This is a genomic window from Buttiauxella sp. AC038, assembly GCF_979253565.1.
Genome location: NZ_CEEDCQ010000001.1, coordinates 4684481 through 4704596, shown reverse-complemented (window position 1 = coordinate 4704596; position 20116 = coordinate 4684481). Strand labels below are relative to the sequence as shown.

General features: G+C 51.9%; 7 protein-coding genes, 1 tRNA gene, 3 rRNA genes and 1 pseudogene. 10 read left to right on the top strand and 2 right to left on the bottom strand.

The annotated features are described in order from the left end of the window. Positions 1-11: 11 nt before the first annotated feature. Positions 12-1601 carry a bifunctional phosphoribosylaminoimidazolecarboxamide formyltransferase/IMP cyclohydrolase gene (gene purH / locus AC0IXI_RS22220; RefSeq protein WP_064515309.1) on the bottom strand — a complete coding sequence of 530 codons (1590 nt, stop codon included), beginning with the start codon at positions 1599-1601 and terminating at the stop codon, positions 12-14. Positions 1602-2210: 609 nt separating this feature from the next. Between purH and AC0IXI_RS22215 the strand changes: the two genes are divergently transcribed. The 8 genes from AC0IXI_RS22215 to aceK all read left to right on the top strand — a co-directional run bounded on the left by AC0IXI_RS22215 (position 2211) and on the right by aceK (position 13525). Continuing rightward, positions 2211-3749, top strand: a 16S ribosomal RNA gene (locus AC0IXI_RS22215). Positions 3750-3838: 89 nt separating this feature from the next. After that, a tRNA-Glu gene (locus AC0IXI_RS22210) sits at positions 3839-3914 on the top strand. Between the two features lie 218 nt (positions 3915-4132). Continuing rightward, positions 4133-7040, top strand: a 23S ribosomal RNA gene (locus AC0IXI_RS22205). A gap of 111 nt (positions 7041-7151) precedes the next feature. Continuing rightward, positions 7152-7267, top strand: a 5S ribosomal RNA gene (gene rrf / locus AC0IXI_RS22200). The 16S, 23S and 5S rRNA genes sit together here with 1 tRNA gene alongside, the layout of an rRNA operon. A gap of 278 nt (positions 7268-7545) precedes the next feature. Beyond that, on the top strand, positions 7546-8475 hold the full coding sequence (gene metA, locus AC0IXI_RS22195; protein ID WP_064515315.1) for a homoserine O-acetyltransferase MetA: 930 nt from the start codon (positions 7546-7548) through the stop codon (positions 8473-8475). A gap of 259 nt (positions 8476-8734) precedes the next feature. Then, positions 8735-10333, top strand: coding sequence for a malate synthase A (gene aceB, locus AC0IXI_RS22190; RefSeq protein WP_471683125.1), 1599 nt, complete (start codon positions 8735-8737; stop codon positions 10331-10333). 31 nt (positions 10334-10364) lie between these two features. Beyond that, positions 10365-11675 carry an isocitrate lyase gene (gene aceA, locus AC0IXI_RS22185; protein ID WP_422569363.1) on the top strand — a complete coding sequence of 437 codons (1311 nt, stop codon included), beginning with the start codon at positions 10365-10367 and terminating at the stop codon, positions 11673-11675. Between the two features lie 107 nt (positions 11676-11782). Continuing rightward, on the top strand, positions 11783-13525 hold the full coding sequence (gene aceK / locus AC0IXI_RS22180; protein ID WP_471683124.1) for a bifunctional isocitrate dehydrogenase kinase/phosphatase: 1743 nt from the start codon (positions 11783-11785) through the stop codon (positions 13523-13525). On the opposite strand, the pseudogene iclR reads toward aceK, so the two are convergent. Beyond that, positions 13522-14354, bottom strand: a pseudogene (iclR, locus tag AC0IXI_RS22175) (glyoxylate bypass operon transcriptional repressor IclR). The gene aceK and the pseudogene iclR overlap by 4 nt on opposite strands. Positions 14355-14538: 184 nt before the next feature. Between iclR and metH the strand changes: the two are divergent. After that, the gene (gene metH, locus AC0IXI_RS22170; RefSeq protein WP_471683123.1) at positions 14539-18222 is read left to right on the top strand and encodes a methionine synthase; all 3684 of its coding nucleotides are present in this window, start codon (positions 14539-14541) and stop codon (positions 18220-18222) included. Between the two features lie 237 nt (positions 18223-18459). Beyond that, a complete protein-coding gene (locus AC0IXI_RS22165; RefSeq protein ID WP_064515325.1) occupies positions 18460-20088 on the top strand; it encodes a Na/Pi cotransporter family protein in 1629 nt (542 codons plus the stop codon). Positions 20089-20116: the final 28 nt, after the last annotated feature.

Sequence of the window (20116 nt, the reverse complement as noted above, 5' to 3'; positions counted from 1 at the left end):
ACGCTCCGGGATTAATGGCGGAAGTGGCGCATATCGGTGAAGATCATGGCGATCCCATGTTCGTCAGCAGCGGCGATCACTTCTTCATCGCGGATTGAACCACCAGGCTGGATAACACAGCTCACGCCAACTGCCGCTGCGGCATCAATACCGTCACGGAATGGGAAGAAGGCATCTGATGCCATTGCCGAGCCTTTCACTTCCAGGCCTTCATCGCTTGCCTTGATACCGGCGATTTTGGCGGAATAAACACGGCTCATCTGACCGGCGCCTATGCCGATAGTCATATTCTCGCGGGCATAGACAATGGCGTTGGACTTAACAAACTTCGCTACCTTCCAGCAGAACAATGCATCACGCAGTTCTTGCTCGGTCGGCTGGCGTTTGCTGACAACACGCAGGTCTGCGGCTGTCACCATGCCCAGATCACGATCCTGTACTAACACACCACCGTTAACTCGTTTGAAATCCAGGCCCGGAATACGCTGCTGCCACTGGCCGCAAGTCAGAACGCGAACGTTTTGCTTAGCCGCTGTGATCTTCAGAGCTTCTTCGCTGGCTGAAGGGGCAATAATCACCTCGACGAACTGGCGGGAGATAATCGCCTGCGCAGTTTCGGCATCCAGTTCACGGTTGAAAGCGATGATGCCGCCGAATGCGGAAGTCGGGTCTGTTTTATAGGCGCGGTCGTATGCATCTAATAAGGAATCGCTGACTGCCACACCACAAGGGTTGGCATGCTTCACGATAACGCAGGCAGGTTCGTTGAACTCTTTCACACATTCCAGTGCGGCATCGGTATCAGCGATGTTGTTATAAGAGAGCGCTTTGCCCTGAACCTGAGTTGCCGTAGCGACAGAAGCTTCTTTAATTTCTTCTTCTATATAGAAGGCTGCTTGCTGGTGGCTGTTTTCACCGTAACGCATATCCTGCTTCTTAATGAAGTTCAGGTTCAACGTACGAGGGAAGCGACCTGAAGGATCTTTGCTTTCGCCATGATAGGCAGGAACCATGCTACCAAAGTAGTTGGCGATCATGCTGTCGTAAGCGGCGGTGTGTTCGAATGCTTTGATCGCCAAATCGAAACGTGTCTCGAGCGTCAGAGATCCTTCATTAGCATCCAGCTCGCTAATAATCGCTTCGTAGTCACTGCTCTTTACTACGATTGCCACATCTTTGTGGTTCTTCGCAGCGGAGCGCACCATGGTTGGGCCGCCGATATCAATATTCTCTACCGCATCTTCCAGAGAGCAGCCTTCGCGGGCAACAGTCTGTGCGAACGGGTAGAGGTTGACGACAACCATATCAATTGGGGAGATAGCGTGTTGTTCCATGATCGCATCATCCTGGCCGCGACGACCCAGAATGCCACCGTGTACTTTTGGATGCAGAGTTTTGACGCGTCCATCCATCATCTCCGGGAAACCGGTGTAGTCAGAGACTTCGGTTACCGGCAGGCCAGCTTTAGCCAGCAGATGAGCGGTTCCGCCAGTGGACAGCAGCTCCACGCCACGTTGGGAGAGCGCCTGGGCGAATTCGACGATACCGGCTTTGTCAGAAACACTGAGCAGAGCGCGGCGTACAGGGCGACGTTGTTGCATGGTTTGATCCCTTAGCTTTGGTTCGCATATAGAAGAGCGTTAGCTGAATTTTAGCAATTTTCCCTAAAACTCAGCTAACGCCCCAAAACGGGGCGTCCATTTATTGCGGGTGCATTGTAGCGAAAACGTTTGCGTCACGCTCGCAAAATTTAGGACTTCATCACGAATGTGGATAACTTTGTGTGTAACTGCGTATAAGGCGGGGTTTTGCTGGGGATTGCAGCAGTCAGTCAAATTAACGCATATTTAGGCTTGCAGCCTCCGGATAACTCCCTATAATGCGCCTCCATCGACACGGAACATGTGAACAACATCACAGAGTAACGGCGGCGATGAGAGTCAAATATCCTGAAATTAAGGGTTGACTCTGAAAGAGGAAAGCGTAATATACGCCACCTCGAGTTAGCAAGCGAAAGCGCCTAACTCACTGCTCTTTAACAATTTATCAGACAATCTGTGTGGGCACTCGCAGGATTGATATCTCAAGTACCTTCGGGTACAAAAAAATATCAAGTCTTGAAGAGTGACCAAGCAGTAATTCATTTAGTTGAATTATTACGAAAGTTAATTTTTGAGCACCGCTTCACGAGTTGAAGCAAATCAAGCTTTTAATTGAAGAGTTTGATCATGGCTCAGATTGAACGCTGGCGGCAGGCCTAACACATGCAAGTCGAGCGGTAGCACAGGGAGCTTGCTCCTGGGTGACGAGCGGCGGACGGGTGAGTAATGTCTGGGAAACTGCCTGATGGAGGGGGATAACTACTGGAAACGGTAGCTAATACCGCATAACGTCTTCGGACCAAAGAGGGGGACCTTCGGGCCTCTTGCCATCAGATGTGCCCAGATGGGATTAGCTAGTAGGTGAGGTAATGGCTCACCTAGGCGACGATCCCTAGCTGGTCTGAGAGGATGACCAGCCACACTGGAACTGAGACACGGTCCAGACTCCTACGGGAGGCAGCAGTGGGGAATATTGCACAATGGGCGCAAGCCTGATGCAGCCATGCCGCGTGTATGAAGAAGGCCTTCGGGTTGTAAAGTACTTTCAGCGAGGAGGAAGGCATTGTGGTTAATAACCGCAGTGATTGACGTTACTCGCAGAAGAAGCACCGGCTAACTCCGTGCCAGCAGCCGCGGTAATACGGAGGGTGCAAGCGTTAATCGGAATTACTGGGCGTAAAGCGCACGCAGGCGGTTTGTCAAGTCGGATGTGAAATCCCCGGGCTCAACCTGGGAACTGCATTCGAAACTGGCAAGCTAGAGTCTTGTAGAGGGGGTAGAATTCCAGGTGTAGCGGTGAAATGCGTAGAGATCTGGAGGAATACCGGTGGCGAAGGCGGCCCCCTGGACAAAGACTGACGCTCAGGTGCGAAAGCGTGGGGAGCAAACAGGATTAGATACCCTGGTAGTCCACGCCGTAAACGATGTCGACTTGGAGGTTGTTCCCTTGAGGAGTGGCTTCCGGAGCTAACGCGTTAAGTCGACCGCCTGGGGAGTACGGCCGCAAGGTTAAAACTCAAATGAATTGACGGGGGCCCGCACAAGCGGTGGAGCATGTGGTTTAATTCGATGCAACGCGAAGAACCTTACCTACTCTTGACATCCACAGAATTCGGCAGAGATGCCTTAGTGCCTTCGGGAACTGTGAGACAGGTGCTGCATGGCTGTCGTCAGCTCGTGTTGTGAAATGTTGGGTTAAGTCCCGCAACGAGCGCAACCCTTATCCTTTGTTGCCAGCGGTTCGGCCGGGAACTCAAAGGAGACTGCCAGTGATAAACTGGAGGAAGGTGGGGATGACGTCAAGTCATCATGGCCCTTACGAGTAGGGCTACACACGTGCTACAATGGCGCATACAAAGAGAAGCGACCTCGCGAGAGCAAGCGGACCTCATAAAGTGCGTCGTAGTCCGGATCGGAGTCTGCAACTCGACTCCGTGAAGTCGGAATCGCTAGTAATCGTAGATCAGAATGCTACGGTGAATACGTTCCCGGGCCTTGTACACACCGCCCGTCACACCATGGGAGTGGGTTGCAAAAGAAGTAGGTAGCTTAACCTTCGGGAGGGCGCTTACCACTTTGTGATTCATGACTGGGGTGAAGTCGTAACAAGGTAACCGTAGGGGAACCTGCGGTTGGATCACCTCCTTACCTAAAAGATACGAACTTGCGTAGTGCTCACACAGATTGTCTGATAGAAGTAAATGAGCAAGCGATATCCTGTTATCAGGATTATTCGTGTCCCCATCGTCTAGAGGCCTAGGACACTGCCCTTTCACGGCTGTAACAGGGGTTCGAATCCCCTTGGGGACGCCATCTCCGATAATGTGTGAAAGACATTATCACCGAATATCTCAAAACTGACTTTCGAGTCACGTTTGAGATATTGCTCTTTAAAAATCCGGAACAAGCTGAAAATTGAAACGACATGTCGTCTCATTCCTCCGTAATAAGGAATGGGAATACGATATGTTCGAGTCTCTCAAATTTTCACAACATACGAGTGTGTCTTACGAGACATCTTCGGGTTGTGAGGTTAAGCGACTAAGCGTACACGGTGGATGCCCTGGCAGTCAGAGGCGATGAAGGACGTGCTAATCTGCGATAAGCGTCGGTAAGGTGATATGAACCGTTATAACCGACGATTTCCGAATGGGGAAACCCAGTGCAATTCGTTGCACTATCGTTAAGTGAATACATAGCTTAACGAAGCGAACCGAGGGAACTGAAACATCTAAGTACCTCGAGGAAAAGAAATCAACCGAGATTCCCCCAGTAGCGGCGAGCGAACGGGGAACAGCCCAGAGTCTGAATCAGTTTGTGCATTAGTGGAAGCGTCTGGAAAGTCGCAGGGTACAGGGTGATACTCCCGTACACAAAAATGCACTTGCTGTGAACTCGAAGAGTAGGGCGGGACACGTGGTATCCTGTCTGAATATGGGGGGACCATCCTCCAAGGCTAAATACTCCTGACTGACCGATAGCGAACAAGTACCGTGAGGGAAAGGCGAAAAGAACCCCGGCGAGGGGAGTGAAACAGAACCTGAAACCGTGTACGTACAAGCAGTGGGAGCCTCTTTTATGGGGTGACTGCGTACCTTTTGTATAATGGGTCAGCGACTTATATTCTGTAGCAAGGTTAACCGTATAGGGGAGCCGCAGGGAAACCGAGTCTTAACTGGGCGTTAAGTTGCAGGGTATAGACCCGAAACCCGGTGATCTAGCCATGGGCAGGTTGAAGGTTGGGTAACACTAACTGGAGGACCGAACCGACTAATGTTGAAAAATTAGCGGATGACTTGTGGCTGGGGGTGAAAGGCCAATCAAACCGGGAGATAGCTGGTTCTCCCCGAAAGCTATTTAGGTAGCGCCTCGTGAACTCATCTTCGGGGGTAGAGCACTGTTTCGGCTAGGGGGCCATCCCGGCTTACCAACCCGATGCAAACTACGAATACCGAAGAATGTTATCACGGGAGACACACGGCGGGTGCTAACGTCCGTCGTGAAGAGGGAAACAACCCAGACCGCCAGCTAAGGTCCCAAAGTCATGGTTAAGTGGGAAACGATGTGGGAAGGCACAGACAGCCAGGATGTTGGCTTAGAAGCAGCCATCATTTAAAGAAAGCGTAATAGCTCACTGGTCGAGTCGGCCTGCGCGGAAGATGTAACGGGGCTAAACCATGCACCGAAGCTGCGGCAGCGACGCTTATGCGTTGTTGGGTAGGGGAGCGTTCTGTAAGCCGTCGAAGCTTACCTGTGAGGGTAGGTGGAGGTATCAGAAGTGCGAATGCTGACATAAGTAACGATAAAGCGGGTGAAAAACCCGCTCGCCGGAAGACCAAGGGTTCCTGTCCAACGTTAATCGGGGCAGGGTGAGTCGACCCCTAAGGCGAGGCCGAAAGGCGTAGTCGATGGGAAACAGGTTAATATTCCTGTACTCGGTGTGACTGCGAAGGGGGGACGGAGAGGGCTATGTTAGCCGGGCGACGGTTGTCCCGGTTTAAGCATGTAGGCGGAGAGTTTAGGTAAATCCGGACTCTTATCTAACGCTGAGGTGTGATGACGAGGTACTACGGTACTGAAGTAACAAATGCCGCACTTCCAGGAAAAGCCTCTAAGCATCAGGTCACATCAAATCGTACCCCAAACCGACACAGGTGGTCAGGTAGAGAATACCAAGGCGCTTGAGAGAACTCGGGTGAAGGAACTAGGCAAAATGGTGCCGTAACTTCGGGAGAAGGCACGCTGTCGGTAGGTGAAGTCCCTCGCGGATGGAGCTGAAGGCAGTCGAAGATACCAGCTGGCTGCAACTGTTTATTAAAAACACAGCACTGTGCAAACACGAAAGTGGACGTATACGGTGTGACGCCTGCCCGGTGCCGGAAGGTTAATTGATGGGGTTAAGCGCAAGCTGAAGCTCTTGATCGAAGCCCCGGTAAACGGCGGCCGTAACTATAACGGTCCTAAGGTAGCGAAATTCCTTGTCGGGTAAGTTCCGACCTGCACGAATGGCGTAATGATGGCCAGGCTGTCTCCACCCGAGACTCAGTGAAATTGAAATCGCTGTGAAGATGCAGTGTACCCGCGGCAAGACGGAAAGACCCCGTGAACCTTTACTATAGCTTGACACTGAACACTGGTCCTTGATGTGTAGGATAGGTGGGAGGCTTTGAAGCGAGGACGCCAGTTCTTGTGGAGCCAACCTTGAAATACCACCCTTTAATGGCTGGTGTTCTAACGTAGACCCGTAATCCGGGTTGCGGACAGTGTCTGGTGGGTAGTTTGACTGGGGCGGTCTCCTCCTAAAGCGTAACGGAGGAGCACGAAGGTTAGCTAATCACGGTCGGACATCGTGAGGTTAGTGCAAAGGCATAAGCTAGCTTGACTGCGAGAGTGACGGCTCGAGCAGGTGCGAAAGCAGGTCTTAGTGATCCGGTGGTTCTGAATGGAAGGGCCATCGCTCAACGGATAAAAGGTACTCCGGGGATAACAGGCTGATACCGCCCAAGAGTTCATATCGACGGCGGTGTTTGGCACCTCGATGTCGGCTCATCACATCCTGGGGCTGAAGTAGGTCCCAAGGGTATGGCTGTTCGCCATTTAAAGTGGTACGCGAGCTGGGTTTAGAACGTCGTGAGACAGTTCGGTCCCTATCTGCCGTGGGCGCTGGAGAATTGAGGGGGCTGCTCCTAGTACGAGAGGACCGGAGTGGACGCATCACTGGTGTTCGGGTTGTCATGCCAATGGCATTGCCCGGTAGCTAAATGCGGAAAAGATAAGCGCTGAAAGCATCTAAGCGCGAAACTTGCCCCGAGATGAATTCTCCCTGGGAACTTGATTCCCCTGAAGGAACGTTGAAGACTACGACGTTGATAGGCTGGGTGTGTAAGCGTAGCGATACGTTGAGCTAACCAGTACTAATGATCCGTGAGGCTTAACCTTACAACACCGAAGGTGTTTTGGTTGAGAGACTAAGCATTTGATTTTCAGCTTGAACCGAGATTTTAAGTCGATGGTTATGTGAAAGCATGACGGTTGATGAAACAGAATATGCCTGGCGGCACTAGCGCGGTGGTCCCACCTGACCCCATGCCGAACTCAGAAGTGAAACGCCGTAGCGCCGATGGTAGTGTGGGGTCTCCCCATGCGAGAGTAGGGAACTGCCAGGCTCCAAATAAGCAAAAGCCCTGTACTGACGTACAGGGCTTTTTGCTGTCTGTAATTTACGCGATCACCTTTCATATCCGCCTCTGAGCAAGCCAACACCCTCCATATAATCCACTGCGAAACCAACCATTACCCAGTCTATTCCCCTATCTGTAAACTCTGTGCTTAAGTGAAACATTTTCAACTATCTTATGAATACTCGACATTTGACATGCACCGGGTTATCTTCAGCTATCTGGATGTCTAAACGTTTAAACGTATGTTGTGAGGGTAAAAGGTTATGCCAATTCGGGTACTGGATGAGTTACCAGCTGTCAATTTCCTGCGTGATGAGAATGTCTTTGTTATGACGACATCGCGTGCGAGTAATCAGGAGATCCGTCCGCTAAAGGTGCTCATACTTAATCTGATGCCAAAAAAGATTGAGACGGAGAACCAGTTTTTACGTCTGCTTTCTAACTCTCCTCTACAGGTTGACGTCCAGCTGTTGCGCATTGACTCGCGTGAATCCCGCAACACACCAACTGAGCACCTCAATAATTTCTACTGTAATTTCGACGATATTCAGGATGAAAACTTTGATGGGCTTATCGTGACGGGTGCACCATTAGGCCTGGTGGAATTTAACGATGTAGCCTACTGGCCGCAGATTGAACAAGTGATTCACTGGGCTAAAGATCACGTCACCTCAACGCTGTTTGTCTGTTGGGCCGTGCAGGCGGCACTTAATATTCTCTATGGTATTCCTAAGCAAACGCGCAAAGAGAAACTGTCTGGCGTATATGAGCATAACCTCACTTACCCGCATGCTCTGCTGACTCGTGGTTTTGATGACTCCTTCCTGGCTCCCCATTCACGTTATGCCGACTTCCCTGCATCGTTGATTCGTGATTACACCGATCTTGAAGTGCTGGCTGAGTCAGAAGAAGGGGATGCTTATCTTTTCGGTAGCAAAGACAAGCGCATCGCGTTTGTGACAGGCCATCCGGAATATGATTCGCACACGCTCTCAGGTGAGTATTTCCGCGATGTAGAAGCAGGTCTGAATCCTGATGTGCCTTATAACTATTTCCCTGGAAATGATCCGCAGAAAAAGCCACATGCAACCTGGCGTAGCCACGGGAATTTACTGTTCACAAACTGGCTGAACTACTACGTCTACCAGATCACACCGTTCGATCTACGCCATATGAACCCAACTCTCGATTAAGCGTTTCAGCATCCCGTCTACTCTACGATCAAGGCACCTTCGGGTGCCTTTTTTGTTTTCTAAAAATCACTTCCCGCACTGAATAATTTTTAATTTCATAAATATCAATATGATAAGTGATTTTAATTTCAAAAATGGAAATTGTTTTTGATTTTAGAAAATCATGAAGTAGTCTTAACCCTGTTGAGTGAAAACCAGACACTGGACGTACCAGATAGAATTGACGTTATTGACGGGATGAGATGAGGGGAGAGATCTAATGACACAACAGACAGTTAGCGCAGAGTTGGCCTTTAGCCAGCCGTTTGGTGAACCAGAGCGACAGATACTGACGCCTGATGCAGTCGAGTTTCTCAGTGAACTCGTCACCCGCTTTACACCACAGCGTAATAAGTTGCTGGCGGCACGCACCGTACAGCAGGCGGAAATTGATGCCGGTAAACTTCCGGACTTTATTTCGGAAACAAGTTCCATTCGTGAATCTGAATGGTCTGTTCGTGGGATCCCAGCAGATTTACTGGACAGGCGTGTCGAGATTACTGGCCCGGTTGAACGCAAAATGGTGATTAATGCTTTGAACGCTAACGTCAAAGTATTCATGGCCGACTTTGAAGACTCCCTGGCACCGAGCTGGAGCAAAGTTATCGATGGTCAGATCAACTTGCGTGATGCCATCAGCGGCACCATTAGCTGGACAAACGAAGCGGGAAAAATTTACCAGTTGAAGCCTGACCCGGCGGTACTGGTGTGCCGTGTTCGTGGTCTGCACTTACCGGAAAAACACGTCATCTGGCGTGACGAACACATTCCGGGCAGCCTGTTTGATTTCGCACTCTACTTCTTCCACAACGTAGATGCCCTGCTGGCAAAAGGAAGCGGCCCGTATTTCTACCTGCCGAAAACCCAATCCTGGCAGGAAGCGGCCTGGTGGAGCGAAGTCTTCAGCTTCACCGAAGATCATTTCTCCCTGCCGCGTGGCACCATCAAAGCGACATTGCTGATTGAAACACTGCCAGCAGTATTCCAGATGGATGAGATCCTGCATGCCCTGCGCGATCATATCGTTGGCCTGAACTGCGGCCGTTGGGATTACATCTTCAGCTACATCAAAACCCTGAAAAACCATGCGGATCGCGTTCTTCCCGATCGCCAGTCCGTCACAATGGATAAGCCTTTCCTGAATGCTTACTCCCGTCTGCTTATCAAAACCTGCCATCGCCGTGGAGCTTTTGCTATGGGCGGCATGGCGGCATTTATTCCAAGTAAAGACAGCCAGCGTAATGATTGGGTGCTCAATAAAGTCAAAGCGGATAAGCAGATGGAAGCGACCAACGGCCATGACGGCACATGGATTGCGCATCCGGGTCTGGCCGACACGGTGATGGAAGTCTTTAGCAAAACATTGGGCGACGATAAAAACCAGCTGCATGTTTTACGTGAAGAAGATGCACCTGTTACCGCAGCGCAGCTACTGGAGCCGTGCCCCGGCGAGCGTACTGAAGCGGGCATGCGTGCCAACATCCGTGTTGCTGTGCAGTACATCGAAGCGTGGATCTCCGGCAATGGTTGCGTACCGATTTACGGCCTGATGGAAGATGCCGCGACAGCAGAAATCTCACGTACCTCCATCTGGCAGTGGATCCATCATGAAAAAACGCTGAGTAACGGCGAAACGGTCACTAAGGCGCTGTTCCGCCAAATGCTGGCCGAGGAGATGTTCGTTATTCAGGAAGAGTTGGGTGACAAACGTTTCAGCCAGGGTCGTTTTGATGAAGCGGCTCGCCTGATGGAGCAGATCACCACCTCCGATACGCTTATCGACTTCCTGACGCTGCCGGGCTACCGCTTACTTGCTTAATCTTACTCAATAATAATATGGAGCATCTGCCATGACTAAAATCTCTCGCACCCAACAAATCCAACAATTACAACAAGAGTGGACGCAGCCACGCTGGGAAGGCATCAAGCGTCCGTACAGCGCAGAAGAGGTGGTTAAACTGCGCGGTTCGGTGAACCCGGAATGCACGCTGGCGCAAAATGGCGCGGCGAGAATGTGGCGTTTGCTGCATGGTGAATCGAAAAAGGGTTACATCAACAGCCTTGGTGCGTTAACCGGTGGGCAGGCATTGCAACAGGCGAAAGCGGGTATCGAAGCTATCTATCTTTCTGGCTGGCAGGTGGCGGCTGATGCGAACCTGGCTTCCAGCATGTACCCGGATCAATCTTTGTACCCGGCGAACTCCGTTCCTGCGGTAGTTGATCGGATCAACAACACATTCCGTCGCGCTGATCAGATCCAATGGGCATCAAATATTGAAAAGGGCGATCCGCGTTATGTCGATTACTACCTGCCGATCGTGGCCGATGCGGAAGCCGGTTTTGGTGGCGTACTGAATGCATTCGAGTTGATGAAGTCGATGATTCAGGCCGGTGCGGCAGCAGTTCACTTTGAGGACCAACTGGCCTCCGTGAAGAAATGCGGCCATATGGGCGGCAAAGTACTGGTTCCGACTCAGGAAGCGATTCAGAAATTAGTCGCTGCACGTCTGGCGGCAGATGTCATGGGCGTGCCAACGCTTGTGATTGCGCGTACTGATGCTGATGCGGCGGATCTTATCACCTCCGATTGTGACGAATACGACCGGGAGTTTGTGACTGGCGAGCGTACACAAGAAGGGTTCTACCGCACGCGTGCAGGCATTGAACAAGCTATCAGTCGTGGGCTTGCTTATGCGCCATACGCTGACCTGGTGTGGTGTGAAACCTCGAAGCCAGACCTCGACCAGGCTCGCCGCTTTGCTGAAGCTATCCATGCACGCTTCCCTGGCAAATTGCTGGCCTATAACTGCTCGCCATCGTTTAACTGGAAGAAAAACCTCGACGACAAAACCATTGCCTCGTTCCAGGAAGAGCTCTCCGCGATGGGCTACAAATACCAGTTTATTACGCTCGCAGGCATCCACAGCATGTGGTTCAACATGTTCGACCTGGCGCATGCTTACGCACAGGGTGAAGGGATGCGTCATTACGTGGAAAAAGTGCAGCAGCCGGAATTTGCCGCAGCACCTGAAGGTTACACCTTCGTTTCCCATCAGCAGGAAGTGGGCACCGGTTATTTCGACCGTGTGACGACGATTATTCAAGGCGGGGCATCTTCGGTGACTGCGTTAACGGGTTCGACGGAAGAAGAGCAATTCTAAAGCCACCCTCATCCCGACCCTCTCCTAAGAGGGAGAAGGAGAAAACCAATCCAGTCCCCTCACCCTGTAGGAGAGGGTGAGGGTAAAAAACCACCATGGAGTAACTCATGACGCGTCAGCTGGAACTGTTAATTGCCCATACCATCCTGCAAGGCTTTGACGCGCAGTATGGTCGCTTTCTTGAGATAACCGCGGGTGCGCAGCAGCGGTTTGAGCAAGCGGACTGGCATGCGGTTCAGCGGGCGATGAAAAGCCGTATCCATCTCTATGATCATCACGTTGGTCTGGTGGTGGAGCAACTGCGTTGCATCACTGGCAGCCACAATACTGATGATGAGTTTTTACTGCGGGTCAAAGCGCAGTACACCCAGTTATTGCCCGATTACCCTCGTTTTGAAATCGCCGAAAGCTTTTTCAATTCTGTTTATTGTCGGCTCTTCGATCACCGCTCGTTATCTCCCGAGCGGCTTTTTATTTTTAGTTCTCAGGAAGAAAAGCGCTTTCGTGAGATCCCTCGTCCGCTGTCAAAAACCTTTAACCCTGCTGTAGCCTGGCAGCCACTTTTGCGATCTTTGCTAAGAGATTTGCCATTGCGTTTGCCGTGGCAAGATTTGGCGCGCGATGCGGGCTACATCATTGCGCATCTGACGGAAACCTTCGGAACTGATGCTTTGCAGCAGGCTTCCCTTGAAGTCGCCAACGAACTGTTTTATCGCAATAAAGCCGCCTGGCTTGTGGGTAAGTTGGTCTTGCCGGGCGGAAAAGTGCCTTTTTTGTTGCCGATTCATCGCACCGATGACGGTCATCTGGTCGTTGATACCTGTTTAACCAGCACCGCCGAAGCGAGCATTGTCTTCGGTTTCGCCCGCTCCTATTTCATGGTTTATGCACCACAGCCCGCGGCTTTGGTGGAATGGTTGCGTGAGCTGTTGCCTGGTAAAACTACTGCCGAGCTGTATATGGCAATTGGCTGCCAGAAACACGGTAAAACCGAAAGTTACCGCGAATATCTGACATACATCTCCGCCACTGACGAACAATTTATTGAAGCGCCAGGTATTCGTGGCATGGTGATGTTGGTGTTTACGTTGCCCGGTTTTGACCGGGTATTCAAAGTGATTAAAGACAAGTTTGCGCCGCAAAAAGAGGTGACCGCTGAACGCGTGCGCGAATGCTATCAGCTGGTCAAAGAACACGATCGTGTCGGGCGCATGGCCGATACCCAAGAGTTTGAAAACTTTGTGTTGTCCAAACACCAGGTTAGCCAGCCGCTGCTCGAGCTGTTACAGCAGGAAGTTCCTGAAAAATTAACCGACCTTGGCGACCGCATCGCCATTAGCCATCTTTATATTGAACGCAGAATGGTGCCACTGAATTTGTGGCTTGAGCAGGTGGAAGGGCTGCAATTACGTGATGCGGTAGAAGAATACGGTAACGCTATCCGCCAGCTTGCCGCCGCCAATATCTTCCCTGGAGACATGCTGTTTAAAAACTTTGGCGTGACGCGCCACGGGCGAGTGGTGTTCTACGATTACGATGAAATTTGCTATATGACTGAGGTGAATTTCCGCGCTATACCGCCGCCGCGTTATCCCGAAGATGAACTCTCAGCCGAGCCCTGGTACAGCGTGGCGCCGGGGGATGTGTTCCCGGAAGAGTTTCGCCATTACTTATGTGCCGACCCGCGTATTCGCTCGATATTTGATGAGATGCACAGCGACTTGTTCCGCGCTGATTATTGGCGTGCGTTGCAGGAACGTATCCGCAATGGCCACGTAGAAGATGTTTTTGCTTATCGTAAACGCCAGCGGTTTATTCTTCGTTTTGGCGATTTAAAGCAGGCGGGTTAGCGCCCGCCGCCATAAGCCTGAGTAATCTCCTTCGCCGCTTTAATCACCAGCGCACCCAGCTCGGTTACGCGGTCATCCGTCACGCGTGAAATCGGTCCGGAAATCGAAATAGCGGCAAAGGGCTCATGGTGCTCGTCATAAATACATGCCGCCACACAACGCAGCCCCAGCGCATGCTCTTCATCATCAAATGAATAACCACGCTTACGGGTTTGTGCCAAATCTTCTTTCAGGTGTAGCGGGGAAGTGAGCGTTGCCGGCGTATAGCTATGCAGCCCGTTGCGATGCAATAAATTGACCACCTGGTCGTCGCTCAGATTGGCGAGAAACACTTTCCCTGCGCCTGATGCATGCATGGGCAGTTTGCCGCCAATCGGCGCTGACATACGCATCAACTGCGCGCATTGTACCTGGTCGATAATAATCGCCTGATGATCACTATGGTCGAGCACCGCCAGATTCACCGTTTCACCGGAATCTTCCATCAGCTTGCGCAGCATCGGGTGAACAATTGCCAGCAGATTACGGCTTTGCAGGAAGCTACTGCCAACCACAAATGCATGTGCGCCAATCGTCCAGTGCCCTAAATCACCAATCTGGCGTACAAAACCCAGCTGCTGCATGGTGGTTAGCAGGCGATGCGTGGTGGAGTTAGGTAGGCCAGCCTGTTGTGCAAGCTCCGTCAGAGCAACACTGCCGTGCGATTCGGCAATCCATTCAAGCAGTTTCAAACCACGAGTCAGTGACTGAACTTGCCCGGTAGGCTGAGGTGCAGCGACTGTGGTAGCGCGTGGTTTTTTCCACGTTTGGCGGGAACGGCAGCAACCATAACTGACTCCAATTTTCGTATCGTGGAAATCATTTTCGTTTTATTTGGCGATAATGCAACCAGCAACCCACTCATCGGATCAGTCAGGTGAACATGTCTCATGTTCCATTGCTTTGCGACTATTACAAGTTATGACAGTATGCCTTGTGGGCTGACAGGCTTGGGTAAACAGGTGGGAGTTAGAGTGAGCAATAAATTAGAAAAACTGCATCAGCAGTTGCAACAACGCATTTTGGTACTGGATGGTGGTATGGGAACCATGATCCAGAGCTACCGTCTTGATGAGAGCGATTTCCGCGGAGAGCGCTTTGCGGACTGGCCTTGTGATCTGAAAGGGAACAACGACTTGCTGGTGCTGAGCAAGCCGGAAATCATTGCCGCTATTCACTACGCCTATTTTGAAGCGGGTGCCGACATTGTCGAAACCAACACCTTCAACTCAACGACCATCGCGATGGCGGATTACCAAATGGAATCCCTGTCGGCAGAAATCAACTTTGAGGCGGCTAAACTCGCCCGGGCCTGTGCCGATGAATGGACAGCACGCACACCAGAAAAACCACGCTACGTGGCAGGTGTGTTAGGCCCAACTAACCGTACTGCGTCTATTTCACCTGACGTGAACGATCCGGCATTCCGTAACGTGACCTTTGATCTGCTGGTTGAAGCCTACCGCGAATCTACTCGTGCGCTGGTGGAAGGTGGATCTGACCTCATCATGATTGAGACGGTGTTCGATACTCTGAATGCCAAAGCCGCTATTTTTGCGGTTAAAACCGAATTTGAAGCGCTGGGCGTTGATCTACCAATCATGATTTCCGGCACCATCACCGACGCTTCAGGCCGTACTCTTTCCGGCCAAACTACCGAGGCCTTCTATAACTCGTTGCGTCATGCTGATGCGCTGACTTTCGGCCTGAACTGTGCGTTGGGGCCTGACGAACTGCGCCAGTATGTCGCTGAGCTTTCACGTATCGCTGATTGCTACGTTACCGCGCACCCGAATGCCGGCCTACCAAATGCCTTCGGTGAATACGATCTCGATGCAGCTGAGATGGCGCGCCAGATTGGCGAATGGGCGCAGGCAGGTTTCCTGAACATTATCGGCGGTTGCTGCGGTACCACGCCTGCACACATTGCGGCAATGAGCAAAGCCGTGGAAGGTGTTGCCCCACGTAAAATACCCGACCTGCCAGTGGCATGCCGTCTGGCGGGCCTTGAGCCGCTAAACATTGGCGCCGATAGCCTGTTTGTCAACGTGGGTGAGCGTACCAACGTCACGGGCTCTGCCAAGTTTAAGCGCCTGATCAAAGAAGAAAAATATAATGAAGCGCTGGAAGTTGCGCTTCAGCAGGTTGAAAGCGGTGCGCAAATCATCGATATCAACATGGATGAAGGGATGCTCGACGCCGAAGCTGCGATGGTGCGTTTCCTCAACCTGATTGCTGGTGAGCCAGATATTGCCCGTGTGCCCATCATGATTGACTCCTCGAAATGGGACGTCATCGAAAAAGGCCTGAAGTGCATTCAGGGCAAAGGCATCGTTAACTCCATCTCCATGAAAGAGGGCGTTGAGCCGTTTATCCATCACGCCAAACTGGTGCGCCGTTACGGTGCCGCGATGGTGGTCATGGCGTTTGATGAAGTCGGCCAGGCGGATACCCGCGAGCGCAAAATCGAAATTTGCCGCCGCGCCTACAAAATTCTGACCGAAGAAGTCGGCTTCCCACCGGAAGACATTATTTTTGACCCGAACATCTTTGCGGTTGCGACCGGCATTGAAGAGCACAATAACTACGCCCAGGACTTTATCGGCGCGTGTGCCGACATCAAGCGCGAACTGCCTCATGCGATGATTTCAGGCGGCGTATCGAACGTGTCGTTCTCCTTCCGTGGTAACGACCCGGTGCGCGAAGCGATTCACGCGGTATTCCTCTACTACGCAATCCGTAATGGCATGGATATGGGGATTGTTAACGCCGGGCAACTGGCGATTTACGACGATCTCTCGCAGGAATTACGCGATGCGGTAGAAGACGTAATTCTAAACCGCCGCGACGACAGCACCGAACGTTTGCTGGATCTGGCCGAGAAATATCGCGGTAGTAAAAGTGACGATGGTGCGGCCGCACAGCAAGCCGAATGGCGTAGCTGGGACGTAAAAAAGCGTCTTGAATACTCACTGGTGAAAGGTATCACTGAGTTTATTGAACTCGATACAGAAGAAGCCCGCCAGCAGTCGGAACGCCCGATCCAGGTCATTGAAGGCCCGCTGATGGATGGCATGAACGTGGTTGGCGACCTGTTTGGCGAAGGGAAAATGTTCCTGCCGCAGGTGGTGAAGTCCGCTCGCGTAATGAAACAGGCGGTGGCGTATCTCGAACCTTACATTGAAGCCAGCAAAGAGAAAGGCTCGACCAACGGCAAAATCGTGCTCGCCACGGTGAAAGGCGACGTTCATGACATCGGCAAAAACATCGTGGGTGTGGTGCTGCAATGTAACAACTACGAAATCATCGACCTTGGCGTCATGGTGCCAACCGAGAAGATTTTGAAAACGGCACGTGAAGTGGGTGCTGATATTATCGGCCTGTCTGGCCTGATTACGCCGTCGCTCGATGAGATGGTGAACGTTGCCAAAGAGATGGAGCGCCAGGGCTTTACGTTGCCGCTGCTGATTGGCGGTGCTACCACCTCTAAAGCGCACACAGCGGTTAAGATCGAGCAGAACTACAGCGGCCCGACCGTTTATGTGCAGAATGCCTCACGTACCGTAGGTGTCGTGGCAGCACTGCTCTCTCCGACTCAGCACGACGAGTTTGTGGAACGCACACGCAAAGAATATGTCACTGTTCGTACCCAACACGCGCGTAAAAAGCCTCGTACTCCGCCAGTTACCCTTGCTGCTGCGCGTGAAAACGATCTCGCATTTGATTGGGCAAGCTATACGCCGCCAGTTCCGCATCGCCCTGGTGTGCAGGAAGTAACGGCAAGCATCGAAACGCTGCGTAACTACATCGACTGGACGCCGTTCTTTATGACCTGGTCGCTGGCCGGGAAATACCCACGCATCCTGGAAGATGAAGTGGTGGGTGAAGAAGCCAAACGCTTGTTCAAAGATGCTAACGACATGCTCGACAAACTGCATAACGAAAAACTGCTGACCCCACGCGGCGTGGTCGGCCTGTTCCCGGCCAACCGTGTGGATGACGACATCGAAATCTATCGCGATGAGTCCAGGACTCGCGTGCAAACGGTGGCTCATCACTTGCGTCAGCAAACCGAGAAAGTCGGTTTTGCCAACTACTGCCTTGCCGACTTTGTTGCGCCAAAACATAGTGGCAAAGCGGATTACATCGGTGCGTTTGCGGTCACGGGTGGCATGGAAGAAGACGCATTAGCGGAAGGTTATGAAGCGCAACATGATGATTATAATAAAATCATGGTGAAAGCGTTGTCTGACCGTCTGGCTGAAGCTTTTGCGGAATACTTGCATGAGCGTGTGCGCAAGGTTTACTGGGGCTACGCGCCAACAGAGAACCTCAGCAACGAAGAGCTTATCCGCGAAAACTATCAAGGGATTCGCCCGGCACCGGGTTACCCGGCCTGCCCGGAACACACTGAAAAAGCGACTATCTGGGAACTGCTGGACGTCGAAAATGTGGTGGGGATGAAACTCACGGAATCCTACGCCATGTGGCCAGGTGCATCAGTTTCCGGCTGGTACTTCAGCCATCCTGACAGCAAATATTACGCCGTGGCGCAGATTCAGCGTGACCAGGTGCAAGATTATGCGCGTCGTAAAGGGATGTCGGTTACGGATGTGGAGCGTTGGTTAGCACCTAACCTCGGTTACGACGCGGACTAATCCGCTTCGACTTGGTTTACTTGCCATTTTGAATCTGGGCAGTGCTCGCCCCCGTCACGTACTACGTGTACGCTCCGGGGTTGTGTGCTGTCCGAGTTCAAACTGGCTGCGACCCCGACGATCGACGATGAATTCCTTCCTTTTCCCCTTCTTACATCCCGAAACGTTTAAATCTCGCCAGGCGTTATATACTGGAAAGAGAAGGAATTTCTTAACGTCAATTGACTGGGAGAATGAGTGCTGACATTACTGCATCTACTTTCTGCGGTGGCGCTACTGGTATGGGGCACGCACATTGTGCGTACCGGCATCATGCGCGTTTACGGTGCAAATCTCCGTAGCGTACTTAGCCGCAGTGTTGAAAAAAAACCATTCGCCTTTTGCGCAGGTATTGGCGTAACCGCACTGGTGCAAAGTAGCAACGCCACCACAATGTTGGTCACCTCTTTTGTGGCACAGGACCTGGTGGCGCTTACCCCTGCGCTGGTGATAGTTCTGGGCGCTGATGTGGGTACCGCGTTGATGGCGCGAATACTGACCTTTGATTTGTCCTGGCTTTCGCCGTTACTCATCTTCCTTGGCGTTATTTTCTTCCTCAGCCGTAAACAGACTCGTGCCGGGCAACTCGGGCGCGTCGGTATTGGCCTTGGGCTGATTTTGCTGGCACTGGAGCTAATCGTTAGTGCGGTCACGCCGATGATGCAAGGCTCGGGCGTGAAGGTTATCTTCGCTTCGTTGACCGGCGACATCATGCTTGATGCCCTGATTGGCGCAATGTTTGCCATCATCAGTTATTCCAGCCTTGCCGCCGTTTTGCTGACCGCCACACTGACCTCAACAGGGGTTATTTCGTTTGATGTCGCGCTGTGCCTGGTGATTGGTGCCAACCTCGGTTCTGGCTTGTTGGCGATGATCAACAACAGCACTGCCAATGCTGCGGCTCGCCGTGTAGCGCTCGGCAGTTTGCTATTCAAGCTGGTGGGCGGCGTGATTGTGCTGCCGTTTGTTCATATCCTGGCGGATACGATGCACAAGCTGCCGCAGCCGGAATCCGAACTGGTTATCTACTTCCACGTGTTCTACAACCTGATTCGCTGCCTGGCAATGGTGCCATTTGCCGGCGTAATGGCACGTTTTTGCCGTAGCGTGATTAGTGAAACTCCTGAAGTTGATGCGCGTATGAAGCCGAAACATCTTGATGTAACGGCTCTGGATACCCCAGCACTAGGCCTATCCAACGCAGCGCGTGAAACCTTGCGTATGGGTGATGTGCTGGAGCAAATGCTGGAAACCTGGAGCAAGGTGATGCACGGAGAGCCGCGCCAGGAGAAGGAACTGCGTAAGCTTGCCGATGATGTCGATGTGCTCTATACCGCAATCAAACTGTATATGGCGCAAATGCAGAAAGAGGAACTGGCAGAAGTCGAATCCCGTCGCTGGGCAGAGATTATTGAAATGTCGCTAAACCTGGAGCAGGCGGCAGATATTCTTGAGCGCATGGGGAGTGAAGTCGCGGATAAATCGCTGGCCACTCGTCGGGCATTCTCGCCAGATGGCCTGAAAGAACTGGATATTCTGCTCCAACAGTTAACCAGCAACCTGAAGCTCAGCCTGTCGGTATTTTTCTCCGCCGATGTGAACAGCGCGCGCCGTTTGCGCCGTAATAAGCATCGCTTCCGTATTCTTAACCGCCGATTCTCACATGCACACGTTGACCGCCTGCATCAGCAAAACGTGCAGAGCATTGAAACCAGCTCACTACACCTCGGTTTGCTTGGTGATATGAAGCGTCTGAACTCACTGTTCTGCGCGGTCGCATACAGCGTACTTGAACAGCCTGACGATGACGAAAGGGACGAGTACTAATTGAAAAGGCACTTTCAGATATGAAGGT